The sequence below is a fragment of the Pseudomonas sp. A-RE-19 genome, from assembly GCF_019956555.1.
Taxonomy (GTDB): domain Bacteria; phylum Pseudomonadota; class Gammaproteobacteria; order Pseudomonadales; family Pseudomonadaceae; genus Aquipseudomonas.
The window spans coordinates 11,557-29,938 of sequence record NZ_JAHBDQ010000020.1 but is presented as its reverse complement, the minus strand read 5'-3'; the positions used below and the strand labels follow the sequence as shown (position 1 = coordinate 29,938).

The 18,382-nt window shown below is 61.8% G+C and carries 14 protein-coding genes; 7 read left to right on the top strand and 7 right to left on the bottom strand.

Annotated features, from left to right (window positions below; translation table 11 throughout):
• Positions 1–28: 28 nt before the first annotated feature.
• Positions 29–1,705, bottom strand: a complete 1,677-nt coding sequence (locus KGB14_RS14245; protein WP_223487454.1) for a SulP family inorganic anion transporter — start codon at positions 1,703–1,705, stop codon at positions 29–31.
• Positions 1,706–1,910: 205 nt separating this feature from the next.
• The gene (locus tag KGB14_RS14240) at positions 1,911–3,191 is read right to left on the bottom strand and encodes a serine/threonine transporter (RefSeq protein WP_223487453.1); all 1,281 of its coding nucleotides are present in this window, start codon (positions 3,189–3,191) and stop codon (positions 1,911–1,913) included.
• A gap of 465 nt (positions 3,192–3,656) precedes the next feature.
• On the opposite strand from KGB14_RS14240, the gene KGB14_RS14235 reads away from it, so the two are divergent.
• Positions 3,657–4,628, top strand: coding sequence for a 2-hydroxyacid dehydrogenase (locus tag KGB14_RS14235; RefSeq protein ID WP_223487452.1), 972 nt, complete (start codon positions 3,657–3,659; stop codon positions 4,626–4,628).
• Here KGB14_RS14235 and tssA read toward each other — a convergent pair.
• The 5 genes from tssA to KGB14_RS14210 form a co-directional block, all read right to left on the bottom strand.
• The gene (tssA, locus tag KGB14_RS14230) at positions 4,625–5,713 is read right to left on the bottom strand and encodes a type VI secretion system protein TssA (protein ID WP_223487451.1); all 1,089 of its coding nucleotides are present in this window, start codon (positions 5,711–5,713) and stop codon (positions 4,625–4,627) included. The genes KGB14_RS14235 and tssA overlap by 4 nt on opposite strands.
• Positions 5,710–9,540, bottom strand: a complete 3,831-nt coding sequence (locus KGB14_RS14225) for a type VI secretion system protein (protein WP_223487450.1) — start codon at positions 9,538–9,540, stop codon at positions 5,710–5,712. The genes tssA and KGB14_RS14225 overlap by 4 nt, the downstream gene beginning before the upstream one ends.
• The gene (locus KGB14_RS14220; RefSeq protein ID WP_223487449.1) at positions 9,537–10,304 is read right to left on the bottom strand and encodes a DotU family type IV/VI secretion system protein; all 768 of its coding nucleotides are present in this window, start codon (positions 10,302–10,304) and stop codon (positions 9,537–9,539) included. The genes KGB14_RS14225 and KGB14_RS14220 overlap by 4 nt, the downstream gene beginning before the upstream one ends.
• 18 nt (positions 10,305–10,322) lie before the next feature.
• Positions 10,323–11,654 carry a type VI secretion system baseplate subunit TssK gene (tssK, locus tag KGB14_RS14215; RefSeq protein ID WP_223487448.1) on the bottom strand — a complete coding sequence of 444 codons (1,332 nt, stop codon included), beginning with the start codon at positions 11,652–11,654 and terminating at the stop codon, positions 10,323–10,325.
• Between the two features lie 187 nt (positions 11,655–11,841).
• On the bottom strand, positions 11,842–12,291 hold the full coding sequence (locus KGB14_RS14210; protein ID WP_223487447.1) for a type VI secretion protein: 450 nt from the start codon (positions 12,289–12,291) through the stop codon (positions 11,842–11,844).
• 228 nt (positions 12,292–12,519) lie between these two features.
• Between KGB14_RS14210 and tssB the strand changes: the two genes are divergently transcribed.
• The 6 genes from tssB (at position 12,520) to tssG (ending at position 18,381) form a co-directional block, all read left to right on the top strand.
• Positions 12,520–13,068: a type VI secretion system contractile sheath small subunit gene (gene tssB / locus KGB14_RS14205; RefSeq protein ID WP_223487446.1), complete on the top strand. Its 549-nt coding sequence runs from the start codon at positions 12,520–12,522 to the stop codon at positions 13,066–13,068.
• A 28-nt stretch (positions 13,069–13,096) separates the two neighbouring features.
• Positions 13,097–14,584 (top strand): type VI secretion system contractile sheath large subunit, encoded by a 1,488-nt coding sequence (gene tssC / locus KGB14_RS14200; protein ID WP_223487445.1) that lies wholly within the window; start codon positions 13,097–13,099, stop codon positions 14,582–14,584.
• A 74-nt stretch (positions 14,585–14,658) separates the two neighbouring features.
• On the top strand, positions 14,659–15,156 hold the full coding sequence (locus tag KGB14_RS14195; RefSeq protein ID WP_223487444.1) for an Hcp family type VI secretion system effector: 498 nt from the start codon (positions 14,659–14,661) through the stop codon (positions 15,154–15,156).
• Between the two features lie 15 nt (positions 15,157–15,171).
• The gene (gene tssE / locus KGB14_RS14190; RefSeq protein ID WP_223487443.1) at positions 15,172–15,615 is read left to right on the top strand and encodes a type VI secretion system baseplate subunit TssE; all 444 of its coding nucleotides are present in this window, start codon (positions 15,172–15,174) and stop codon (positions 15,613–15,615) included.
• On the top strand, positions 15,599–17,392 hold the full coding sequence (gene tssF, locus KGB14_RS14185; protein WP_223487442.1) for a type VI secretion system baseplate subunit TssF: 1,794 nt from the start codon (positions 15,599–15,601) through the stop codon (positions 17,390–17,392). Before tssE ends, tssF begins: the two co-directional genes overlap by 17 nt.
• Complete coding sequence (gene tssG / locus KGB14_RS14180) at positions 17,356–18,381, top strand: type VI secretion system baseplate subunit TssG (RefSeq protein WP_223487441.1); 1,026 nt, start codon at positions 17,356–17,358, stop codon at positions 18,379–18,381. Before tssF ends, tssG begins: the two co-directional genes overlap by 37 nt.
• Position 18,382: the final 1 nt, after the last annotated feature.

Genomic DNA, 18,382 nt, shown 5'->3' with positions numbered 1-18,382 from the left:
CGCCCATCGTGAGATGAGCGGCGTTTTTTTATGCCTGCGACACCCGTCCGGCCAACGTGAGCGCTTGTTGTACGGCAACGTCGACACTCAGGTCGCTGAGAATGACCTGTTCGCGCTCCCGTGCGGGCAATATCGAGAGTACCGCTTGAGCCTGGTCCTTGAGCCGCGCCAGGATCAACAACATGTTCAGCGCCCGCACCTGCAAAAAGAACGCTTCCAGCGCTTCGATGCTGGTGCCGTCCAGGTCGGGCGACTCTTCGAGACTGAGAATAATCGTATGCACCGGTGACTCTGAGTGCCGGGCCAGGTGCAGCGCACCACCCAGAATGCGTTCCACGTTAGCGAAAAACAGTGGCTCGCTGGGCCTGACGATCAATATGCCGGGGGTTTCCACGGCGTGAGGATGACGTTGCAGATCGACGTAATCGTGACCGCTGCCCATTTTCCCCAACACTTGAATATCCGCCGAAGACATTTGTTTCAGCATCAGCATCACGCTGATCACCACCGCCACCAGCAAGCCGTCCAGCACCCCCAGCACCAGCACCGCCGCCACCGCGCAGATCACCAGCAAACGGTCGCGGCGCCAGATGAAATAGCGCCCCAATGGCTGCAGGCTCAAACCGCGCGCCAAGGCATGAATGACGATGGCGGCCAGCACCGGCTCGGGGGTCAGGGCGATGTAGGGCAGTACCGTCAATACGATGAGCAAGACCACCCCCGCCGCCACCGCGCCGGCCATGCGCGAACTGGCGCCCGCTGCCTCATTGGCCGCCGTCGCGGAGTAACCGGCACCCGCTGGCATGCCATGGAATAGCCCGGACAACAGATTGGCCGCACCGAGGGCCAGCAGATCGCGGTTCGAGGAAACCCGGTCACCGTGCTTGAGCGCAAACGAGGTGATCGATCCGTAAGACTCGGCATACAGAATCATCACCATGGCAATCGCCAATTCCCCCAGACGCAGCCAGTCGGTAAACGGCAACACTGGCAGCCCGGGCACTTCAAGGCTCAGGTCGATCACACCGATCAGATTCACCCCGTAGGCCGGCAAGTTCAGCCACTGGCCGGTCGCAATGCCGAGCGCCACCACCAGCAAACCTCCGGGCAAACGCCGGACCCGCGCGCACAGCCACAGCACCACCAATGACACAACCGCCACCAGCGCGCCGACGCGATTCCATTGTGGCAACTGCTCCAGCAACTGGGGCACGAGGTGGATCAGACTGCCGCTGTTCAAATGCACATCGACGGCGCTCGCCACCTGCTTGAGGATGATGGTCATCGCCAGGCCCAAGGCAAAGCCGCGCAATACCGGTTTGGCAATGAACGAGGTCACGCTGCCGAGCCTGAGCAGCCCGGCCAGCAAGAAGAACCCACCGGTTACCAGTACCAGACCGATCGCCAGGGTCATACGCAGGGCGGAATCACCGTTGGCCAGCGTGGCAGTGGAAGCAGCCAGAACGGCGGCGGAGGAAGAAGTCGCGGAAACGATGGCAAAACGGCTGGTGCCTAACAGCCCGTAGCACAGCAGACCGGCAAACAACGCAATGACCCCGGCCTGGGGTGGTAACGCGGCAATGCTGGAATAGGCGACCGCCTCGGGTAACAACAAACCGGCAATCGACAGGCCGGCCAAAACGTCCAGCCAGCGATTGGGTGTATCGGCACGGGGTTGCGCCGCTGCGCCAGTGGCACCTGCCATAAAGCGTCTCCAGAGAAAGCGCTCCACGATGATGCGCTAATGCAACCCGCAGCTTAGTCGTTAATCCCCTGGAATGGTGTGCTCTGGATCAGGTTGCACTGATTCCTGTAGGAGCGAGGCTTGCCCGCGAACCAGTCGTCTCGGTCCATCAGGCATACCGCGTTATCGTTCTTCGCGGGCAAGCCTCGCTCCTACAGGGCATGCATCAAGCCGTCAGGGAGTAGACCAACGCGGAAATCGCCACCAGGCCCACCGCCGTCACGAAGACATTGGACGCCTGACCACGGTAACGCGCCATGGCCGGCACTTTGCGGATCGCGTACATCGGCATCAGGAACAGAATCGCCGCGATGACCGGGCCACCGAGGGTTTCGATCATGCCGAGAATGCTCGGGTTCAGCGTGGCGACGATCCAGCACACCACCAGCATGAACGCCGCGGTCATACGGTCCAGGGTCTTCGGCGTCGGGCGTTTGCCGCTCTTGACGATCAGGCCCTTCAAGCCTTCACTGGCGCCGATGTAGTGGCCCAGGAACGATTTGGAAATGGCCACGAAGGCAATCAACGGCGCCGCAAAGGCGATGGTCGGATTGCTGAAGTGGTTGGCCAGGTACGACAGGATCGACAGGTTCTGCGCCTTGGCTTCCGCCAGTTGCGCGGGCGACAGGGTCAGCACGCAGCTGAAGACGAAGAACAGCACCATCACCACCATCAAGGCGTGGGCACGGGACAGGATCTGCGAGCTGCGCTCTTGGGCATGCACGCCATAGCGACGTTTCTGGTCCACCGAGAACGCCGAAATGATCGGCGAATGGTTGAACGAGAACACCATTACCGGAATCGCCAACCACAGGGTGTGCAGCAGCGCCGAGGGCTCAGGCAGCGTGGACGCGGTGCTGAGGATGCCGCCATTCCAATGGGGAATCAGGAACACCGCCAGGAACAGCAGCGCAACGATGAACGGATACACCATCAGGCTCATGGCCTTGACGATCACCTGCTCACCGCAACGCACCACCGCCAGCAGGCCGAGAATCAGCACGAACGACAGCACGGCGCGCGGCGGCGGCATGATGTGCAGTTGGTGTTCGAGGAAACTGCCCACGGTGTTGGTCAGGGCCACGCTGTAGATCAGCAGGATCGGGAAGATCGCGAAGAAATACAGCAACGTGATCAGCGCACCGGCCTTGATGCCAAAGTGTTCTTCCACCACCTCAGTGATGTCTGCGCCTTCGCGACCGGACAGCACAAAGCGGGTCAGGCCACGGTGGGCGTAAAACGTCATGGGGAACGCCAACACCGCCAGGACCAGCAACGGCCAGAAGCCGCCCAGGCCTGCGTTGATCGGTAAAAACAGGGTACCCGCCCCGATCGCCGTGCCAAACAGGCCCAGCATCCAGGTGGTGTCATGGCGATTCCAGCTTTCGAGGCTTGCTGGTGTTGCCGCTACATAGCGTTCGTCGACGCTATTGGCCTGATCATTCATCCGGTCGGATCTCCGCTTTCCGGTCACTTGCCACCCGGTCAGGACGAGTCGGAAAAACCCGACAGGCAGCGCCCTGGCCGAAACAGGGGCGCGATTGTCCGGGATTAATCAGCAGAAGCAAAGACTTAGCTGAGCAACGGTTATGCGGATCAGATGCCGTTGGCGCCTGCGTCCTCCTGTAGGAGCGAGCGGTGCGGCGATCCGACTTGCCCGCGAACCAGTCGCCTCGGTCCATCAGCAATACCGCGTTATCGTTCTTCGCGGGCAAGCCTCACTCCTACGAGCAGCGGACAAATCCTCTCAATCTGCCTCGCACTGATCTAGTGTTGTCTATAGAAGGATCGCAGGCTTCGCCAGCTCCGCCTCCGGGAGCCAAAAACCCTGGCCATTGCCAAACCGCTCTGAGGTCAGCAATCTGAAGCGACGTTCGAGCCCCCGAAATTCCGCTGCCCACAGGAGCCCAGCATGCCTGTAACTGTTCTGGTACTGGTTGAAACCATCAATGAATACCTGCCGATTCTCGAACATCAGGGGTTTCATTTGATCCTGGCCCCGACCCCGGCCGAACGCGCCGCCGCCATTGCCCGACAGGGCAGTCAGATCGATGCGGTGCTGACGCGCGGCCCGTTGGGCCTGTACGCCGATGAAATCGCCGCCCTGCCCAACCTCAAGATCATCTGCGTGATCGGTGCCGGCTACGAGCACGTCGACCTGCAAGCCGCCGCCGACCGCAGCATCACCGTTACCAACGGTGCCGGCGTCAATGCATCTTCCGTCGCCGACCACGCCATGGCGTTGTTGCTGTCACTGGTCCGGGACATCCCTCGGGCCGATGCCGCCGTGCGTCGGGGCGAGTGGCCGAAAATCATGCGCCCGTCCCTGGCCGGCAAACGCCTGGGCATCCTGGGCCTCGGTGCCGTCGGCATGGCTATCGCAAAACGTGCCGCCAACGGTTTCGACATGACGGTGAGTTACCACAACCGCCAGCATCGCAGCGACGTGCCCTACAGCTTCTGCTCGACGCCTGCCGAACTGGCACGCCACTCGGATTTTCTGATAATCGCCGCCCCCGGCGGGCTCGGCACCCAACACCTGATCAACAGACAGGTACTCGACGCTCTAGGGCCCAACGGATTTATCGTCAACATCGCCCGGGCCAGTGTGGTCGTCACGGCGGACCTGGTCAGCGCGCTGGAGCAACGACGGATTGCCGGTGCCGCGCTGGATGTCTTCGATAACGAACCCCAGGTGCCGGACGCCCTCAAGCGGTTGGCCAACGTGATTCTGACCCCGCATGTCGCTGGATTGTCCCCGGAGGCCACCCAAGGCACTGTGGAACTGGTCGGAAAAAACCTGACGGCGTACTTTTCCGGTCAACCGGTACTCACGCCCATTGCTTTACCGCCGCCGTCGGCAGCCGTCCAGCACACCCATTAAAGGACGCCCAACAGCGTCCAGAGTCGCCGGGATTCGGCATCGGCGCTGATCAGTTCTCCAAGCAACTCGCTCAAAGGCTTGTTGCCCCACTCCACGCCCCGTTTGATCAGATAGGGAACCGGGCTGTGGGGTTCGGTGCGCGCCAGGTAGTCGGCGATCAACAGCAGTTGCCTGTACGCCTCTTCACGACTCGCCGGCTCGCTGAACGCCTGAGGTGCGGGGATGAGGTCCGGCACGGCGACCGGGCTCGATGCCGCTACCGCAGGCGTTTCGACAGGCGCCGGGGTCGGTTTTCGTGGATGCATGGCGATGAACTCCTGAACCAGCGTCAACAATGCTTCGATCACATCCTGCAACGCTTTGAAGCCTGGGGCCTGGTTGCCGAGATAGGCGTCGCTCCACACCTCCAGGCGTTGCAGGTGCTGCTGGCTGAGCAGCAGCGTGCCCTGGCTGCGCAACCAGAAGGACAACGGGGTGGCGCGAATTTGTTCGGTGAGTTTTTTCTGTTCGTTACGCGCGTTCTCGGCCGAAGTCTTGGCCGTTTTACTGTCACTGGCCTGTACCTGTTGCAGCTGCAACCGACGCCAGGCATCCAGGCAGAAACTATCGAATTCATTGTTGCGCGGCTCGAACAACGGCACTCGGGTCAGCAACACTTCAGCGTAGCGTCGAGCCAGCCATTCGAGCGGTATCACCCGCCATGACTGATCGCCGTCCTCAGCCTGTGGGTGCAGATGCTCGGGATAGCGCTCGCATAACCCGGCAACCAGCGCCAGGCTGCCCGGCAAGCCTTCGAGTCCGTCCTGATGCAGCCAGGCCTCACCCAGCCAGGCGCTGAGCATCAAATCCTTGCTGCGTTCAAGCAGCAGGCTGGTGGTCAGTTTTTCCAGTTCCGGCCATTGGGCGCGCTTGATCGACGACTGCCACACCCCCGTGGGCAAACTGGTGTCATCTTCACGACGCAGTTCGCGCAACCGGTCGAACTCAGGCTCATAACGCAGGTCCTGGCCACAGGGGGCCTCCACGCTGATCGGTTCGAGCAGTTGGGTAATCAGTTCCGGCAACGGTGTTGAAGGTTGATTCACAAGCCCTCCTTTTGGGGGTCGATGTCAGGAGCTTCAATGCCCGCGGTCGATCTCGTCAACGTGAACGGTGAGCGCGGAGCCCGGGTTGGCAAGGGCTGAATGGACAGCGGCAATTTCGAGCCCTGGGTCATCAACGACAGGCGCACAAACATCAGGGTTTGCTCAGCAGTGCTGGACTGCGTCGTCACGGGCAGGCGCAAGGTCAACGGAAAATCCGTGTAGTCCATGCTCGGCTGGCGCTGCACCGACCCATGCGAACGCATCAAACGCAGTAACGACCACGGACCGCCGTACTCCCAGCCCGCTTCCAGATCCCGCACCACCAGGCTCGGCTGCAACGGATCGTTGGCCGGGCGCTGGTAGCCGTTTCTGGCCCAACGCAAGCTCAGCCGAATCGGTTGGCCGACCATCCAGCGCAGGTTCTGCTGGGGCTCGCCGGGGTAGCTGATCTGTTGATTGCCGGCATTCAAGCCCCAGGCAATGACCTGATCGGCACCGCGCTCTTCCTCTCGGTCGGTGCGCCAGCGCACGTCCATCTCCACCCCCAGCACCCCACTTTTATCGCGCACAAACATCGGGCCCAGCCAGGTGCTGGCTTGCTTCAGACGATTGAGAAAGTCCTCGGCGGCCAGGCGCTCCGGGGTCTGGCTCAGCAACAATCCGGCCTGCGCCACTGGCAAACGCTTGTCGATCAGTTCCAACAGATGCTGGACTCGGGCTGGGTCGGCATCAGAGGCCTGAAGGCCATTGGCAAACGGAAAGCGCTCCGCCAGGTACTGATTGAAATAGTTGGCGAGGTCGTTCCACGCTGCCGCCGCCTGTTGCTGTTGCAGAAACTGGCAGCGTTGCATGGCGGTTTGTTGCAGCTCCACCGCCCGCAACGCCAATGTTCCGCGTCCGCCAGACAGGTTGGCGGTTTGCAGGATCTGGACACAGGACGTCGCGTCCATTTCGATGAAGTCGCGGCTCACCAACTGCTCGATCTGCGCCGGCGAGCTGGCGGGATTCTGCTCCTTGTATTTGAGCAGTTCGTCGTTGAGCGCAATGAACTGCGTCACGCGCTCATAGTCCAGCGCCGAAAGATTCTGTTGCTGCACTTTCAGCCACTCCAGCGCCGAGGTGCGTCGCTCGGTAATGCCGAGCATGGTGTTGAATTGCTGCTTGAGGCTCAGTTTCAAATCCTGCACGTCGTTGGCGCCATACAATTGCAGCCCGAGGTTTTTCGAGCCGTCCCACTGGCTGATTTCGGTGCGCCCGCTGAACAGCGGCTGGGCGACGACCTCATCGAGGCCACTGGCGACTTCGGCCAGGGCGCGGCGGTTCAAGGCACTTTGCAAACGCGTGGCCAGATCGCTGCGACGCACCTCGATAAAGGCTTTCTGCAAGGCAATCGCCTGGGAAGCCTGCACATTGAAAACACCGCTATGCACCTGAGCATTGTGCTCGCTCAGGCTCGACAACATGGCCTTGACCACGGCGCCTTCGGCCGCTTGCAGCAAGGCCCCGCGATACGCAGGGGGAATGCGCGGCAGCTCTTCGGCGGCGTAACTCTTGTAGCTGGCGAAATAGTTCAGCGCACTGTCGAGGTCATCGCCATCAACGCCCTGCCCCTGCCCATCCGGGGCTTCGGACCGATCGGCCTGTAAGGCGATGGCCACAAAGTCACGTTTGAACAGCGCCTGCACCGCGTTGTTCAGCTGGCTCACATGCTCCTGTAACTCCAGCTGCCCGCTGCCTTGCTGCACCAACAAATTCCCTCTGGCACCGGCCTGTGCGATCCACTGATCACGAAAGCTCTGTTGCAGCTTCGACGCCTGCTGATCCAACTGCTGTTCGACCTGTGGGCCAAGCAGAGTGCTCTGGCGCACTTTGTCCATCATCACGCGGTAACCGGGCACCAGATCCTGCCCCTTGCCTCGGCTCCATGCTGAGTTGGTCAGGCCGATCAGCGCTTGCAAGTCATCGATCAGCGCGCGCAGATCTTCCAGCTCGGTGAGGGAATTGCCACTGCCGGCCTCCAGCCGCTCCAGATGCAAGCGCAGATAACCGGCCTGGCGCACGAAATTGTCGGCCAGGAAATACTGGTCCAGCCAGCGCTCCATCAGGCCGAGGAAATTCTCCTCGATCACCGGGCGCTCGACGGTCAGGTCCAGCGCTTTCAAGTCACTGTTGTCGGCATCAAGCAGTACCCGGTTGTAAAAGCCGGCGCGACGTAAGGTGCCGGCGTTGAGGTTCAAGGACAAGGCGTGGTTGCTCAGCAACACCAGGTCTTCGAGAGGCGCCTTGGTGTTGTTCAGGGCCTGATGAAACCACTGGTTCTGCTGTTCCAGATTCACCGCACGCTCCACCAGATCCGTGGCCTTGACGTAGTTTTGCCATTGGGCCGGATCTTCGCTTTCGACGTTGCCCCGTCGTTCGGTGTTGCGGATGGTTTTGAGTTGCGCCAGATCCGCGCTCAACAGCTCGCTCAATGGCAGCAACAAATGGCTGCGGGCGGTCAGGTGCAACTCGTTTTCCAATTGCACATCCAGCGATGAGAACCAGGAGGTCGGGAATACCACCGAGGTGAAGCTCCAGCCCGGCGCCTTTTCCAGCACTCGCCAGAAACCCTGGACATTGCGCCGGGTCGACTCCAGCCGATGAGACTCATCCGTGACCGCCGCGTAATTTTTCTGCGCCCCTTGCAACAGGCGCGACAGTTCATGGGCCTCCTTGACCGAGTCCTGCCAGACCCACAGCATGCCCGCGCTCCAGACCACCGCGACCACTAGCGCCACCCCACCGGTCACGCGCTGCCAGCGCTGACGTAGACGTAACAGGCGTGGCACCACCTGAGCCAGACCGCGCTCGGCGACCACCCGCCGCTGCCACAATTGCCGGGCAAAAGCACTCTGCTGCAACCCGCTGTCGTAGGCCGAAAACCCGTCAGCGGCGTCGTCCGAAGGCTGGTTGGCGGTGAAATAAACACCACGAAAACGCGGTGCCTCGCCTTGCGCATTGCCCTGGAAAACCGGCTCCAGCAGGCTTTGCAGATGGCGCCGCAAGGCTTCGAAACGTTCCGGCAAGCCATACAGCTCACTGCTCAACTGCCCGGACAAGGCGCCGATTTCGATGATCGATTCCGACAAGGCCCGATTGACCTGATCCAGCGCCTGATCGCTCCATTGCGTCTGCCAGACCGCATCGGGCCCGTGAGGCGAGGACCAGCCCAATGTGCGTTCGCGGGCCTCGACCGGCAGCGCACTGATCAATTCCTGAAAGCCCGGCAACTCTTCCATGCCGGTAATGATCACGTACACCGGCAGGCTCAGCCCGAACCGTTGCAACAGATCAATGAAGCGTCGACGCGCCGCCAACCCGAGGGTCGCGGCTTGCTCGACGTTGCCCAGTCGACTGACCGGCACCGTCCAGATCACCCCGTCCAGCGGACGCTGACTGCGCAAACGCAGGATCAATCCCAACAAGCGCCACCAGCCGCCCCGTTGCAGGTTCATACCCTCATCCGGCAAAAACAGCGCCTGTGGCACCACCAACACGGCACCTTCAGGGTCCGACCACCAGCGACCGAACCAGGCCGGTTTGTCGGTGGGCTGCAAGCGCCACTGAGTACATAACTGGGTGCCCTGGGTTTCGTTGCCGAGCATCAACAGCCATGGAATCTGGTAGCGGTCCTGGGCGCCCTGCTCCTGCTCCATGTGCCGCACCGCCAGGTAAAAACTGCGAATCGCCGCACCGCTTTGCGTGCGCAACCACCAGACCGCCACCCCGACAATCGCCAGCACCAACAGCACGGCGATGATGAGGCCGATAATTCCCAGCGTGCTCATGAGTCTTGCTCCGAGGCGGCGACGGAATCGGTCATCTGCAAGACCGGTTCGAGCTCCAGACGAATGTCACGCCAGAACAACTGCCCCAACCCGGTCAGCAGCAACACCATGGCGAAAATCCCCAGGCCCAGGCGAAAACCATCGGGCAACGAAAGGCGCATCGGCAATTGCACCGGCGGCACGACTGAAGGCTGTTCGAGCCGGGCAGTAACGTCGGCATAATCCGCCTCGTGCTGCCAGGCAAAAGTGAACAGCGCCAAGCGCCATTTTTCATGCTGGGCCTGATTCTGTTCACCGCGCAGGCGCCCCTCAAATCCCAGCACCAGACACTGCAAATAGACATTGGCCAGATCGCGGGTGGTGGGGATTTGCTCGTCCAGCAGTTCCTTGATCGCCAGCGGTATCCGTTCACCGGCCTGACGGCTGGCGTACAGCCGCGACTCCAGGGGTTTTTCCTGCCAGGCCGACTGGCCCGGCCAAGGCGTAAACAGCAAGGTTTCATCGACCAGCGCGACAAAGGCGTAGACCAGCGCTTTGACTTGCTCGGTGGCGGCGTCACCGACTTTGGCGAATGCGGTTCGCCAGAGTCGTTGGGAGATCTGCGTCGACAGTTCGACCACCGCGTCCACCAGCGCCTCGTCCTCGCTGTCCTTGGGCAACTGGTTCCAGTCCTGGGACCATTGCTGCCAGGCCTGGCGAAAAGCACTGCTCAGCGGCGCTTCGTGGAGACCTCGTGTACCCGAACCGACATTGCCCTCAGACATAGGACGTTCCTTCCTTGATCAGGCACTTTCACTCGCCTGGGCCACAAACAACACCACTTGCCATGGACTGCTGGCCAGCCTGGAAGCCGGTGCGGCAATCAGCAACGGCAACTGCCCGTCGAACCACTGGCCTTCGGCCGTCACCACAAACAATCGCGTGTCGTCGCCAACGCTGTAGGCCACTTGTTCATTGCGACTCATGGCTTGATGGGACAAACCGCTCATGCGCTGGCGGCTGAGCAGCGCAATGTGCGGCTGCGACGCGATGATCGCCCCGCCCAACCATTCGCTCGCGGCCTGCTCGCTGGCACCGTTGGGCATGCGCAAACCGATGACCAGCCGTTGGCTCGGCTGGTCGTCGGGCAATTGAATCGAGAAGGTCTGTTCATTGCGTTCGAACGCCAGGCTGCGATAACCGGCGCGAATCAGTTCGAGGGTCTTTTCAAGCCAGTCGAGCACCGCCTCATAGCCGCGCTGCAACTCAAGAAAATCCAATGGAGCGAACGCCGGAACACCGGCCAGTGGATCGAGCGCCGACCAGGCACCGGCCAGCCCGAGCAACAAGCCATATAGCGCCTGAGGCGTGGCCACTCGACTATTCAACAGGCCTTCGACTTCCGGCAGCCGCGCCCAGAGCGCCGTCAACTGGCGGCGAATTTCCAGCGAGTCGTCCTGATTGCCGGCCTGCTGCGCCTGACGCAAACGACCGGCGAGGAACATGCATTTCTCCCGCGCCCTGGCGCACAGCCCGGCCACGCGTCGCCCCAGTACCGACTCGGGCAACAGGCACGGTGTCGGCGGGGTGTAAGGCAACTGAAGAAAGCCACCGCCTTCCTTGCGAATTCTCAGCAGTGGCAGGCAGACGGAATCTGCCTTGTTCAACTGCGTGCACAAACGCGGATTCGGACGCCAGACCGTGATCGATTCGGGGTACTCGCCACTCGTGAGGTCCGGCAACGCATCGCCGACCACCGATTGCAATCGGCCCTTGAGCGGTAGCAGCTGACCGGCGCGCCACAGGGGACTGATCGCCAGGTAAACGGTAACGGTGGCGTTGTCCGTGGCGTCGATCGCTTCACTGACGTCGAGCTCCAGCATCGGCCCCACACCGGCTTGCAGATTGACCGGCAAACCGTCCGGCAAGGTCGCCTGTAAATTGATCAGTCGTACGAGCCCGCCGCTCAATGCCGAGGGATCGAATTCAACGCGAGTCACGCCCCAGAACCACGGATTACAGGCCTGGGCAAAATGCGCCACCAGCGCCTCGGCCCGCAGCCCTTGCAACTGAAAATGCTGGGGCAGTAACTGCATGCCCTCATGCCAGCAAACCGCGTCAGGTAGCAGACTCATACGATTCCCTTCGACCTCTCGTGGCGCCGCGCTAGGAATGGCGGCCTGGCCCTGCTTGAACACCGTAGCCCCTGTGGGAGCGAGCCTGCTCGCGATAGCGGTGGGTCAGCGAACATGGATGCTGGATGTGCTGCTGTCATCGCGAGCAGGCTCGCTCCCACATGTTTGCGCACCTTGACCTCTGTGTTCAGTTCGGGTGGTCGCTGACCAGCGTCATCTCGCGACTGTCGAACTTGAGCCAGGCGTTGCTCTGATCATCCAGCCGTAACCGGTGTGCTCCGGGAGTGTTATAGCTGGCGAAGACTAAAAGTCCAGCCGCCCGCGTGCCCCCCAGCGGGAAGGGTTGTTTGTCGATGAATTGACCGGGCACCAGCTCCAGTCCCCAGACCGTCATCAGCTGTCGGTAGTCGCGCTGGAACTGCTCGCGTTCGGCGAACCACTGCCGGGCGGTGATGCCCGACAACTGCTTGAGCAGATCCACATCGTTCACCGCAATGAAGTCCACCGCGATCGGCGTGTCATCGTTGGCGCGGGGGGCGACGTCCAGCGTCAGGCTATCGAGATCGACACGAGGCCCGAACAACGAACACCCGGCGAGTGACAGGAACAAAACGAACGAAAAAAAACGTGTGTCCAAAATGAATTTTCCTTTTCTCGACACGGTCCAAAATTGTTTTTTGTTTGCTTTTTTATAGACCTGTTCTAGCGTCTTGGGTAGTTCGGTCGGCACGACGAATGTGGAAGGTTCGTCAAAGGAATGACAGGTCCTCTGCCCTCCCTTTCTAACCTACGGTCCAGTAAGGGAATGCGATGAAACGGGCCTCCCGATGCATTGCGCCCGCCTCATGCATCGGAGTCAGCCACCATGGCAGAAAGTACTCAGCACAAGCTCGACAGGGTTCGCCCGCCCCGGGTCCAAATCACCTACGACGTCGAAATCGGCAACGCGATCGAGAAGAAAGAATTGCCGTTGGTTGTCGGCATCCTTGCCGACCTCTCCGGCAAGCCTCTGGAGCCACTCCCGAAACTGAATGAACGGCGCTTCACCGAAATCGACCGCGACAACTTCAACGAAGTGCTCGCCTCGATCGGCCCGCGCGCCACCTTGCAGGTCACCAACACCCTCAGCGGCGACGACAGCAAACTCAACATCGAGCTCAACTTCAAACACATCGACGACTTCGACCCGGTCAAGGTGGTCGAGCAGGTCACTCCGCTGCGGCGCCTGTTCGAAGCGCGCCAGCGTCTGCGCGATCTGCTGACCAAGCTCGATGGCAACGATGATCTGGACAAGCTGTTGCGCGATGTGATCGCCAACACCGAGGGACTGCAAGAGATCAAGTCGGCCCGCCCGGAAACCGCCGCCCCTGCCCCCGCAGGCGATGCAGAAGCACCGGCCGAACCGCAAGCTTGATCGTTCATCCACTTAGGGAGAATTCGCCATGCCCGCCTCATCCGCCGCCCAGAGCCAAGCCAGCGACAGTGCCGCCCAGACCTTGTCTCTGCTCGATGAAATAATCGCCAAAGGCCGCATGGCCCATGACGACAGCCAGCAGGATTACGCCCGCGACATGCTCGCGGAATTCGCCACCCAGGTACTCGACGAAGGCATGGCCATCGACAAGGACACCGTGGCGATGATCAACGACCGCATCAGCAAGATCGACGAGCTGATCAGCGCTCAACTCAACGAAGTGTTGCACCACCCGGACCTGCAAAAACTCGAAGCCTCCTGGCGCGGCCTGCATCTGTTGGTGAAGAACACCGAAACCAGTTCCCGGCTTAAACTTCGCCTGCTCAACGTGACCCAGAAAGAGCTGCAGAACGATCTGGAAAAAGCCGTCGAGTTCGACCAGAGCGCGCTGTTCAAGAAGATCTACGAAGAGGAATACGGCACCTTCGGCGGCCACCCGTTCAGCCTGCTGGTGGGTGACTACACCTTCGGCCGGCACCCGCAGGACATCGGCCTGCTGGAGAAACTCTCGAACGTCGCCGCGGCCGCTCACGCGCCGTTCATTGCCGCCGCCAGCCCTCGACTGTTCGACATGAACAGCTTCACCGAACTGGCCGTGCCGCGTGACCTGTCGAAAGTCTTCGAAAGCCAGGAGCTGATCAAATGGCGCTCGTTCCGCGAAAGCGAAGACTCGCGCTATGTGTCGCTGGTGCTGCCGCACTTCCTGCTGCGCCTGCCTTACGGTCCTGACACATCACCGGTGGAAGGCATCAACTACGTCGAGGACGTCAACGGCAGCGACCATGGCAAATACCTGTGGGGCAATGCCGCGTGGGCCTTGTCGCAACGGATCACCGAAGCCTTCGCCAAATACGGCTGGTGCGCGGCGATTCGCGGTGCCGAAGGCGGTGGTGCGGTCGAAGGCCTGCCGGCCCATACCTTCCGCACCACCTCTGGCGATCTGTCGCTCAAATGCCCGACCGAAGTGGCGATCACCGACCGGCGTGAGAAGGAACTCAACGACCTCGGTTTCATTGCCCTGTGTCACAAGAAAAACAGCGACGTGGCGGTGTTCTTCGGTGGCCAGACCACCAACAAGTCCAAGCTCTACAACACCAATGAGGCGAACGCCAACGCGCGGATCTCGGCGATGCTGCCATACGTGCTCGCGGCGTCGCGTTTCGCGCACTACCTGAAGGTGATCATGCGCGACAAGGTCGGCAGTTTCATGACCCGTGACAATGTGCAGACGTACCTCAATAACTGGATCGCCGACTACGTGCTGATCAACGACAACGCGCCGCAAGAGATCAAGGCGCAATACCCGTTGCGTGAAGCCCGGGTGGACGTGACCGAGGTGGCCGGCAAACCGGGCGCCTACAAAGCCACGGTGTTCCTGCGGCCACACTTCCAGCTCGAAGAGCTGACCGCGTCGATCCGCCTGGTCGCGACCCTGCCACCACCGGTAGCTGCCTGACCTGCCTCCCGCCGGCCAACCCGGCGGGATTCCCCCTGCTTATCTAGCACGATTACTTTCAGGAGTTTCATGCGATGGATGCAATCATTCTCGACCTCGGCGGCGACATCAAAGGCGATAGCCTGCTCGAGGGTTATAAGGACAAGATCGAAGTCATGTCATACAGCCACAACGTGGCGATGCAGGTGACCAACGACGTCAGCAACTCGGAGCGTACCTCCGGCAAGCCGCACATCGGCGAGTTCACCCTGACCAAATTCGTCGACAGCTCGACGCCCTCCCTCAACGAGTATTGCTGCGCCGGCAAACCGATCCCCGAAGCCAAAATCACCATCGGCCGCAACGCCGCCGAAGGCAGCGGTCAGCTGATGCCGTTCATCATCTACACCCTGAACAACGTCGTGCTGTCCAACGTCAGCGTCAGCGGCGGTACGGGTGGCAAACCGGTGGAAACCCTGTCGCTGAACTTCACCAAGATCAAGTGGGAACTCACGGCCCAGAAAGACGACGGTACCAAGGAAGGCACGGCCGCCTCGACCTGGGACATGGCCGCCAACAAGCTCGTCAAGTAAGCGGACGCGTCGGCCATGGCAGGCACCGGCATTCTCCCACCGTTGTTCGAGCGCCTCGCCTCAAGCGAGGTCGACACCGTGCAGGTGTTCGATCGCCAGGGGCTGCTCGACTCGGTGCACACGGAATTGCTGCGGCTGTTCAATACCCGACGCGGCCAACGCCCACTGACCTCTCCGCCGAGCATTCTCGACTACGGCATCGCTGACTGGACCGCCTTGCAACAGCAGCGCAGCGATGACCGTCGTCAGTTGGCGCGGGAAATCCGCGAGGCGATCACCCATTTTGAACCGCGCCTGCGACTGGGCGAGGTTCAGGTCAATCCGGTCCCCGGCCATCCGCAGCAACTGAGCATTCGGCTACTGGGCGAGTTGCGCAGCGGCCAGCAGCACTGGCCCGTGGCATTTGTCATCGAGAAGGTCAGCGATGGCCTTGAGGTGCGTCATGAGCGACTCGATTGACCCGCAACTGCTCGATTACTACCAGCGCGAACTGACCTGGCTGCGGCACGCCGGGAGTATTTTTGCCGAACGTTATCCCAAGGTCGCCAGACGCCTGGAACTGTCCCCCGGTGAATGCCCCGACCCGCATGTCGAACGACTGCTCGAAGGTTTCGCCTTGCTCGCCGCGCGCTTGCAACGGCGGCTCGATGACGACTACGCCGAATTCAGCGATGCCTTGCTCGAACAGCTTTACCCGTTGGCCATGCGACCGTTGCCGTCCTGCGCGATCGTGCAGTTCGAACCGGATCCGAGCAAAGGCAACCTGGCCGGCGGTTACCCGCTACCCAGGGATACACCGCTGTTTGTCACCACCCTCAAAGGCGAAAGCATCCACTTTCGTACCAGCGCCGCGGTTCGATTGTGGCCGGTGGAAATCAATGAAGCACTGCTGCTGGGCAGCGACGAAGCCCAGGCCTTGACCGGCGTGGCGCAAGCGCGCTCGGCCCTGCGCCTGAGCCTGCGCTGCCTCGGCGAAAGCCAGTGGTCGGCGTTGGCGATCAAACAGTTGCGCGTGCACCTGGCTGCCTCCCCGGTGATCAACGCCTGCCTGTATGACCTGCTCGGCGCCCATGCGGTGAAGGTGCTGGCCGGCCCCGTCGGCAGCGTGCCGAAAGTGCTGACGGGGCTGCCAGCTATCGTCGGGTTCGCCAGCGACGAAGTGCTGCTGCCGGACGAGGACGGTGTGCATCCGGGCATGCGCCTGCTCGCCGAGTATTTCGCCTTCCCGGACAAATTCAATTTCTTCGATATCCCGTTGGCCGGAGCCGCCAGCGACAGCCAGACGCTGTACCTGTACATCGTCTTCGACCGCGCCCCGGCCAACCGCCTGCATCTTCAGGCCAGTGACATTGCCCTGGGCTGCACGCCGGTGATCAACCTGTTTCCACGCACCTCGGAGCCCCTGCGCCCGGACGGCACCCGCAGCGAATATCGCCTGGTCGCCGACAGCCACCGGGAAAACAGCGTCGAGATCCACAGCATCCGGGCAATGCGCGCCAGTTCCAGTCAGGGTGTGCAACGCGTTCCCGCCTATTACGGCAGCCAGCATATTGGTGGTGAAAAGCAGTGCTACTGGCACGCGCGACGGGTCAGCGGCATGACCCCGAATCGTCTGGGCACCGACCTGATGGTGAGCCTGGTGGACACCCGGCTCGATCCGTTGTCCGAGGCCACTGAATACAGCCTCACCGCCGAACTGCTGTGTACCAACCGACACCTGGCCCAGAGCCTGCCGGCCGGCACACCACTGGGTTTTGAACGACCGGGGCCAGTGGCCTGGGCCCGCCTGCGCAACCCACCCAGCCCGCAGAGTTCGCCGCGACTGGATGGTGAATCCCGTTGGCGGTTGGTGTCGCAACTGACCCTCAATCATTTGTCTCTGGTCGAGGGGCCGCAGGCGCTGGATGCCCTCAAGGAAATCCTCCAGTTACACAACCTGCGCGACGAGGCCAGCGCCCTGCGGCAGATCGAAGGCTTGTTAAGTCTTGGTTGCGAACGGGTGATCGCCCATGTCGGCGAAGACGCCTGGCGCGGCTGGCGCAATGGGCTGGAAGTTCAACTGCAACTCGATCCGCAGCATTTTGTCGGCAGCAGCGCCGTGTTGTTCTCAGCGGTGCTGGCGCAATTCTTTTCACTCTATGCCACGGCCAATCGCTTCGTGCGTACGGTACTGGTCCAGTCAGACAAGGAGGTCAAGACATGGCAACCCCAAGCCGGCATGCCGCTGTCCCTCTGAGCCTGAGCCAGAAGCTGCGACGCGATCCGCAGGCGTTCGAATTGTTGCAGGCATTACTGCTGCTGGAGCGCGAACACCCGCAAGCCGAATCCCTGGGCAACGGCACCGCGCCCCAGGCAGAAGCCCTGCGTCTGCGCGGGCCATTGACGCCGCTTTTTTCCGCCAGCGAAATCGAAAGCCTGACCCAGGACGCGGGCCAGCCACCGACGCTCACCACCCCCGTGTTTGGCCTCGGCGGACCGGACGGCCCCCTGCCCTACGCCTACCAGGAATGGCTGCAACAACGCGCCCGCGCCAAGGACCATGCACCGGCCGAGTTCCTCGACCTGTTCCAGCATCGCTTGCTCAGCCTGTTGTACAAGGTGATGCGCAAACACCGGATTGCCGTCGGCTTCACGGCCCCCGGCGCGTCCCCGGTGCAGGCGCAACTGCGGGCGCTGACCGGGTTGTTGCCCAAAGCCTTGCAAGAACGTCAGGCCGTCCCCGATTCCGCCGTACTGGCGTGCAGCGCGTTGTTTGCCGACGGTCGTCGCTCCCTCGCCGGTTTCGCCGCGATCGTGCGCGAGCACTTCGAACTGCCGGTTGCACTCAGCGCCTACGAAGGTGCCTGGCGTGACATTCCACCGGCCAGTCGCAGCCGCCTGCAACCGGGTGGGCGCAATCTGCAGCTGGGTCGCAGTGCCGTCGCCGGCACCCGGGTCTGGGATGAACACGCCGGCATCCGCCTGACCGTCGGCCCGCTGACCTCGGTACAGGCGGCGCGGTTTCTGCCGGACGGCGAATCCCATCCAGCACTGGCCAGCCTCAGCGCGTTGTATTTCGGCCCCGATCTGGACTGCACGCTGGTGCTGTTGGTGCGTGGTGCCAGCCCGATGAAACTCGGTCGCCAGGCCCCGCCCTTGCTCAGTTGGAACGGCGGTCTGCAACGCCAGCCCAGCCTCGCCGTGCAACAGATCGAGACCCGCCTTCGTCAGCTGGAGATCACCTGAA

What these genes read in the sequence shown, in the direction of transcription:
- KGB14_RS14240 (WP_223487453.1), bottom strand. Translation starts at nt 3,191, where the DNA reads ATGAATGATCAGGCCAATAGCGTCGACGAACGCTATGTAGCGGCAACA.
- tssG (WP_223487441.1), top strand. Translation starts at nt 17,356, where the DNA reads ATGGCAACCCCAAGCCGGCATGCCGCTGTCCCTCTGAGCCTGAGCCAG.
- tssC (WP_223487445.1), top strand. Translation starts at nt 13,097, where the DNA reads ATGCCCGCCTCATCCGCCGCCCAGAGCCAAGCCAGCGACAGTGCCGCC.
- KGB14_RS14225 (WP_223487450.1), bottom strand. Translation starts at nt 9,540, where the DNA reads ATGAGCACGCTGGGAATTATCGGCCTCATCATCGCCGTGCTGTTGGTG.
- KGB14_RS14235 (WP_223487452.1), top strand. Translation starts at nt 3,657, where the DNA reads ATGCCTGTAACTGTTCTGGTACTGGTTGAAACCATCAATGAATACCTG.
- tssF (WP_223487442.1), top strand. Translation starts at nt 15,599, where the DNA reads ATGAGCGACTCGATTGACCCGCAACTGCTCGATTACTACCAGCGCGAA.
- tssK (WP_223487448.1), bottom strand. Translation starts at nt 11,654, where the DNA reads ATGAGTCTGCTACCTGACGCGGTTTGCTGGCATGAGGGCATGCAGTTA.
- KGB14_RS14245 (WP_223487454.1), bottom strand. Translation starts at nt 1,705, where the DNA reads ATGGCAGGTGCCACTGGCGCAGCGGCGCAACCCCGTGCCGATACACCC.
- tssB (WP_223487446.1), top strand. Translation starts at nt 12,520, where the DNA reads ATGGCAGAAAGTACTCAGCACAAGCTCGACAGGGTTCGCCCGCCCCGG.
- KGB14_RS14220 (WP_223487449.1), bottom strand. Translation starts at nt 10,304, where the DNA reads ATGTCTGAGGGCAATGTCGGTTCGGGTACACGAGGTCTCCACGAAGCG.
- tssE (WP_223487443.1), top strand. Translation starts at nt 15,172, where the DNA reads ATGGCAGGCACCGGCATTCTCCCACCGTTGTTCGAGCGCCTCGCCTCA.
- KGB14_RS14195 (WP_223487444.1), top strand. Translation starts at nt 14,659, where the DNA reads ATGGATGCAATCATTCTCGACCTCGGCGGCGACATCAAAGGCGATAGC.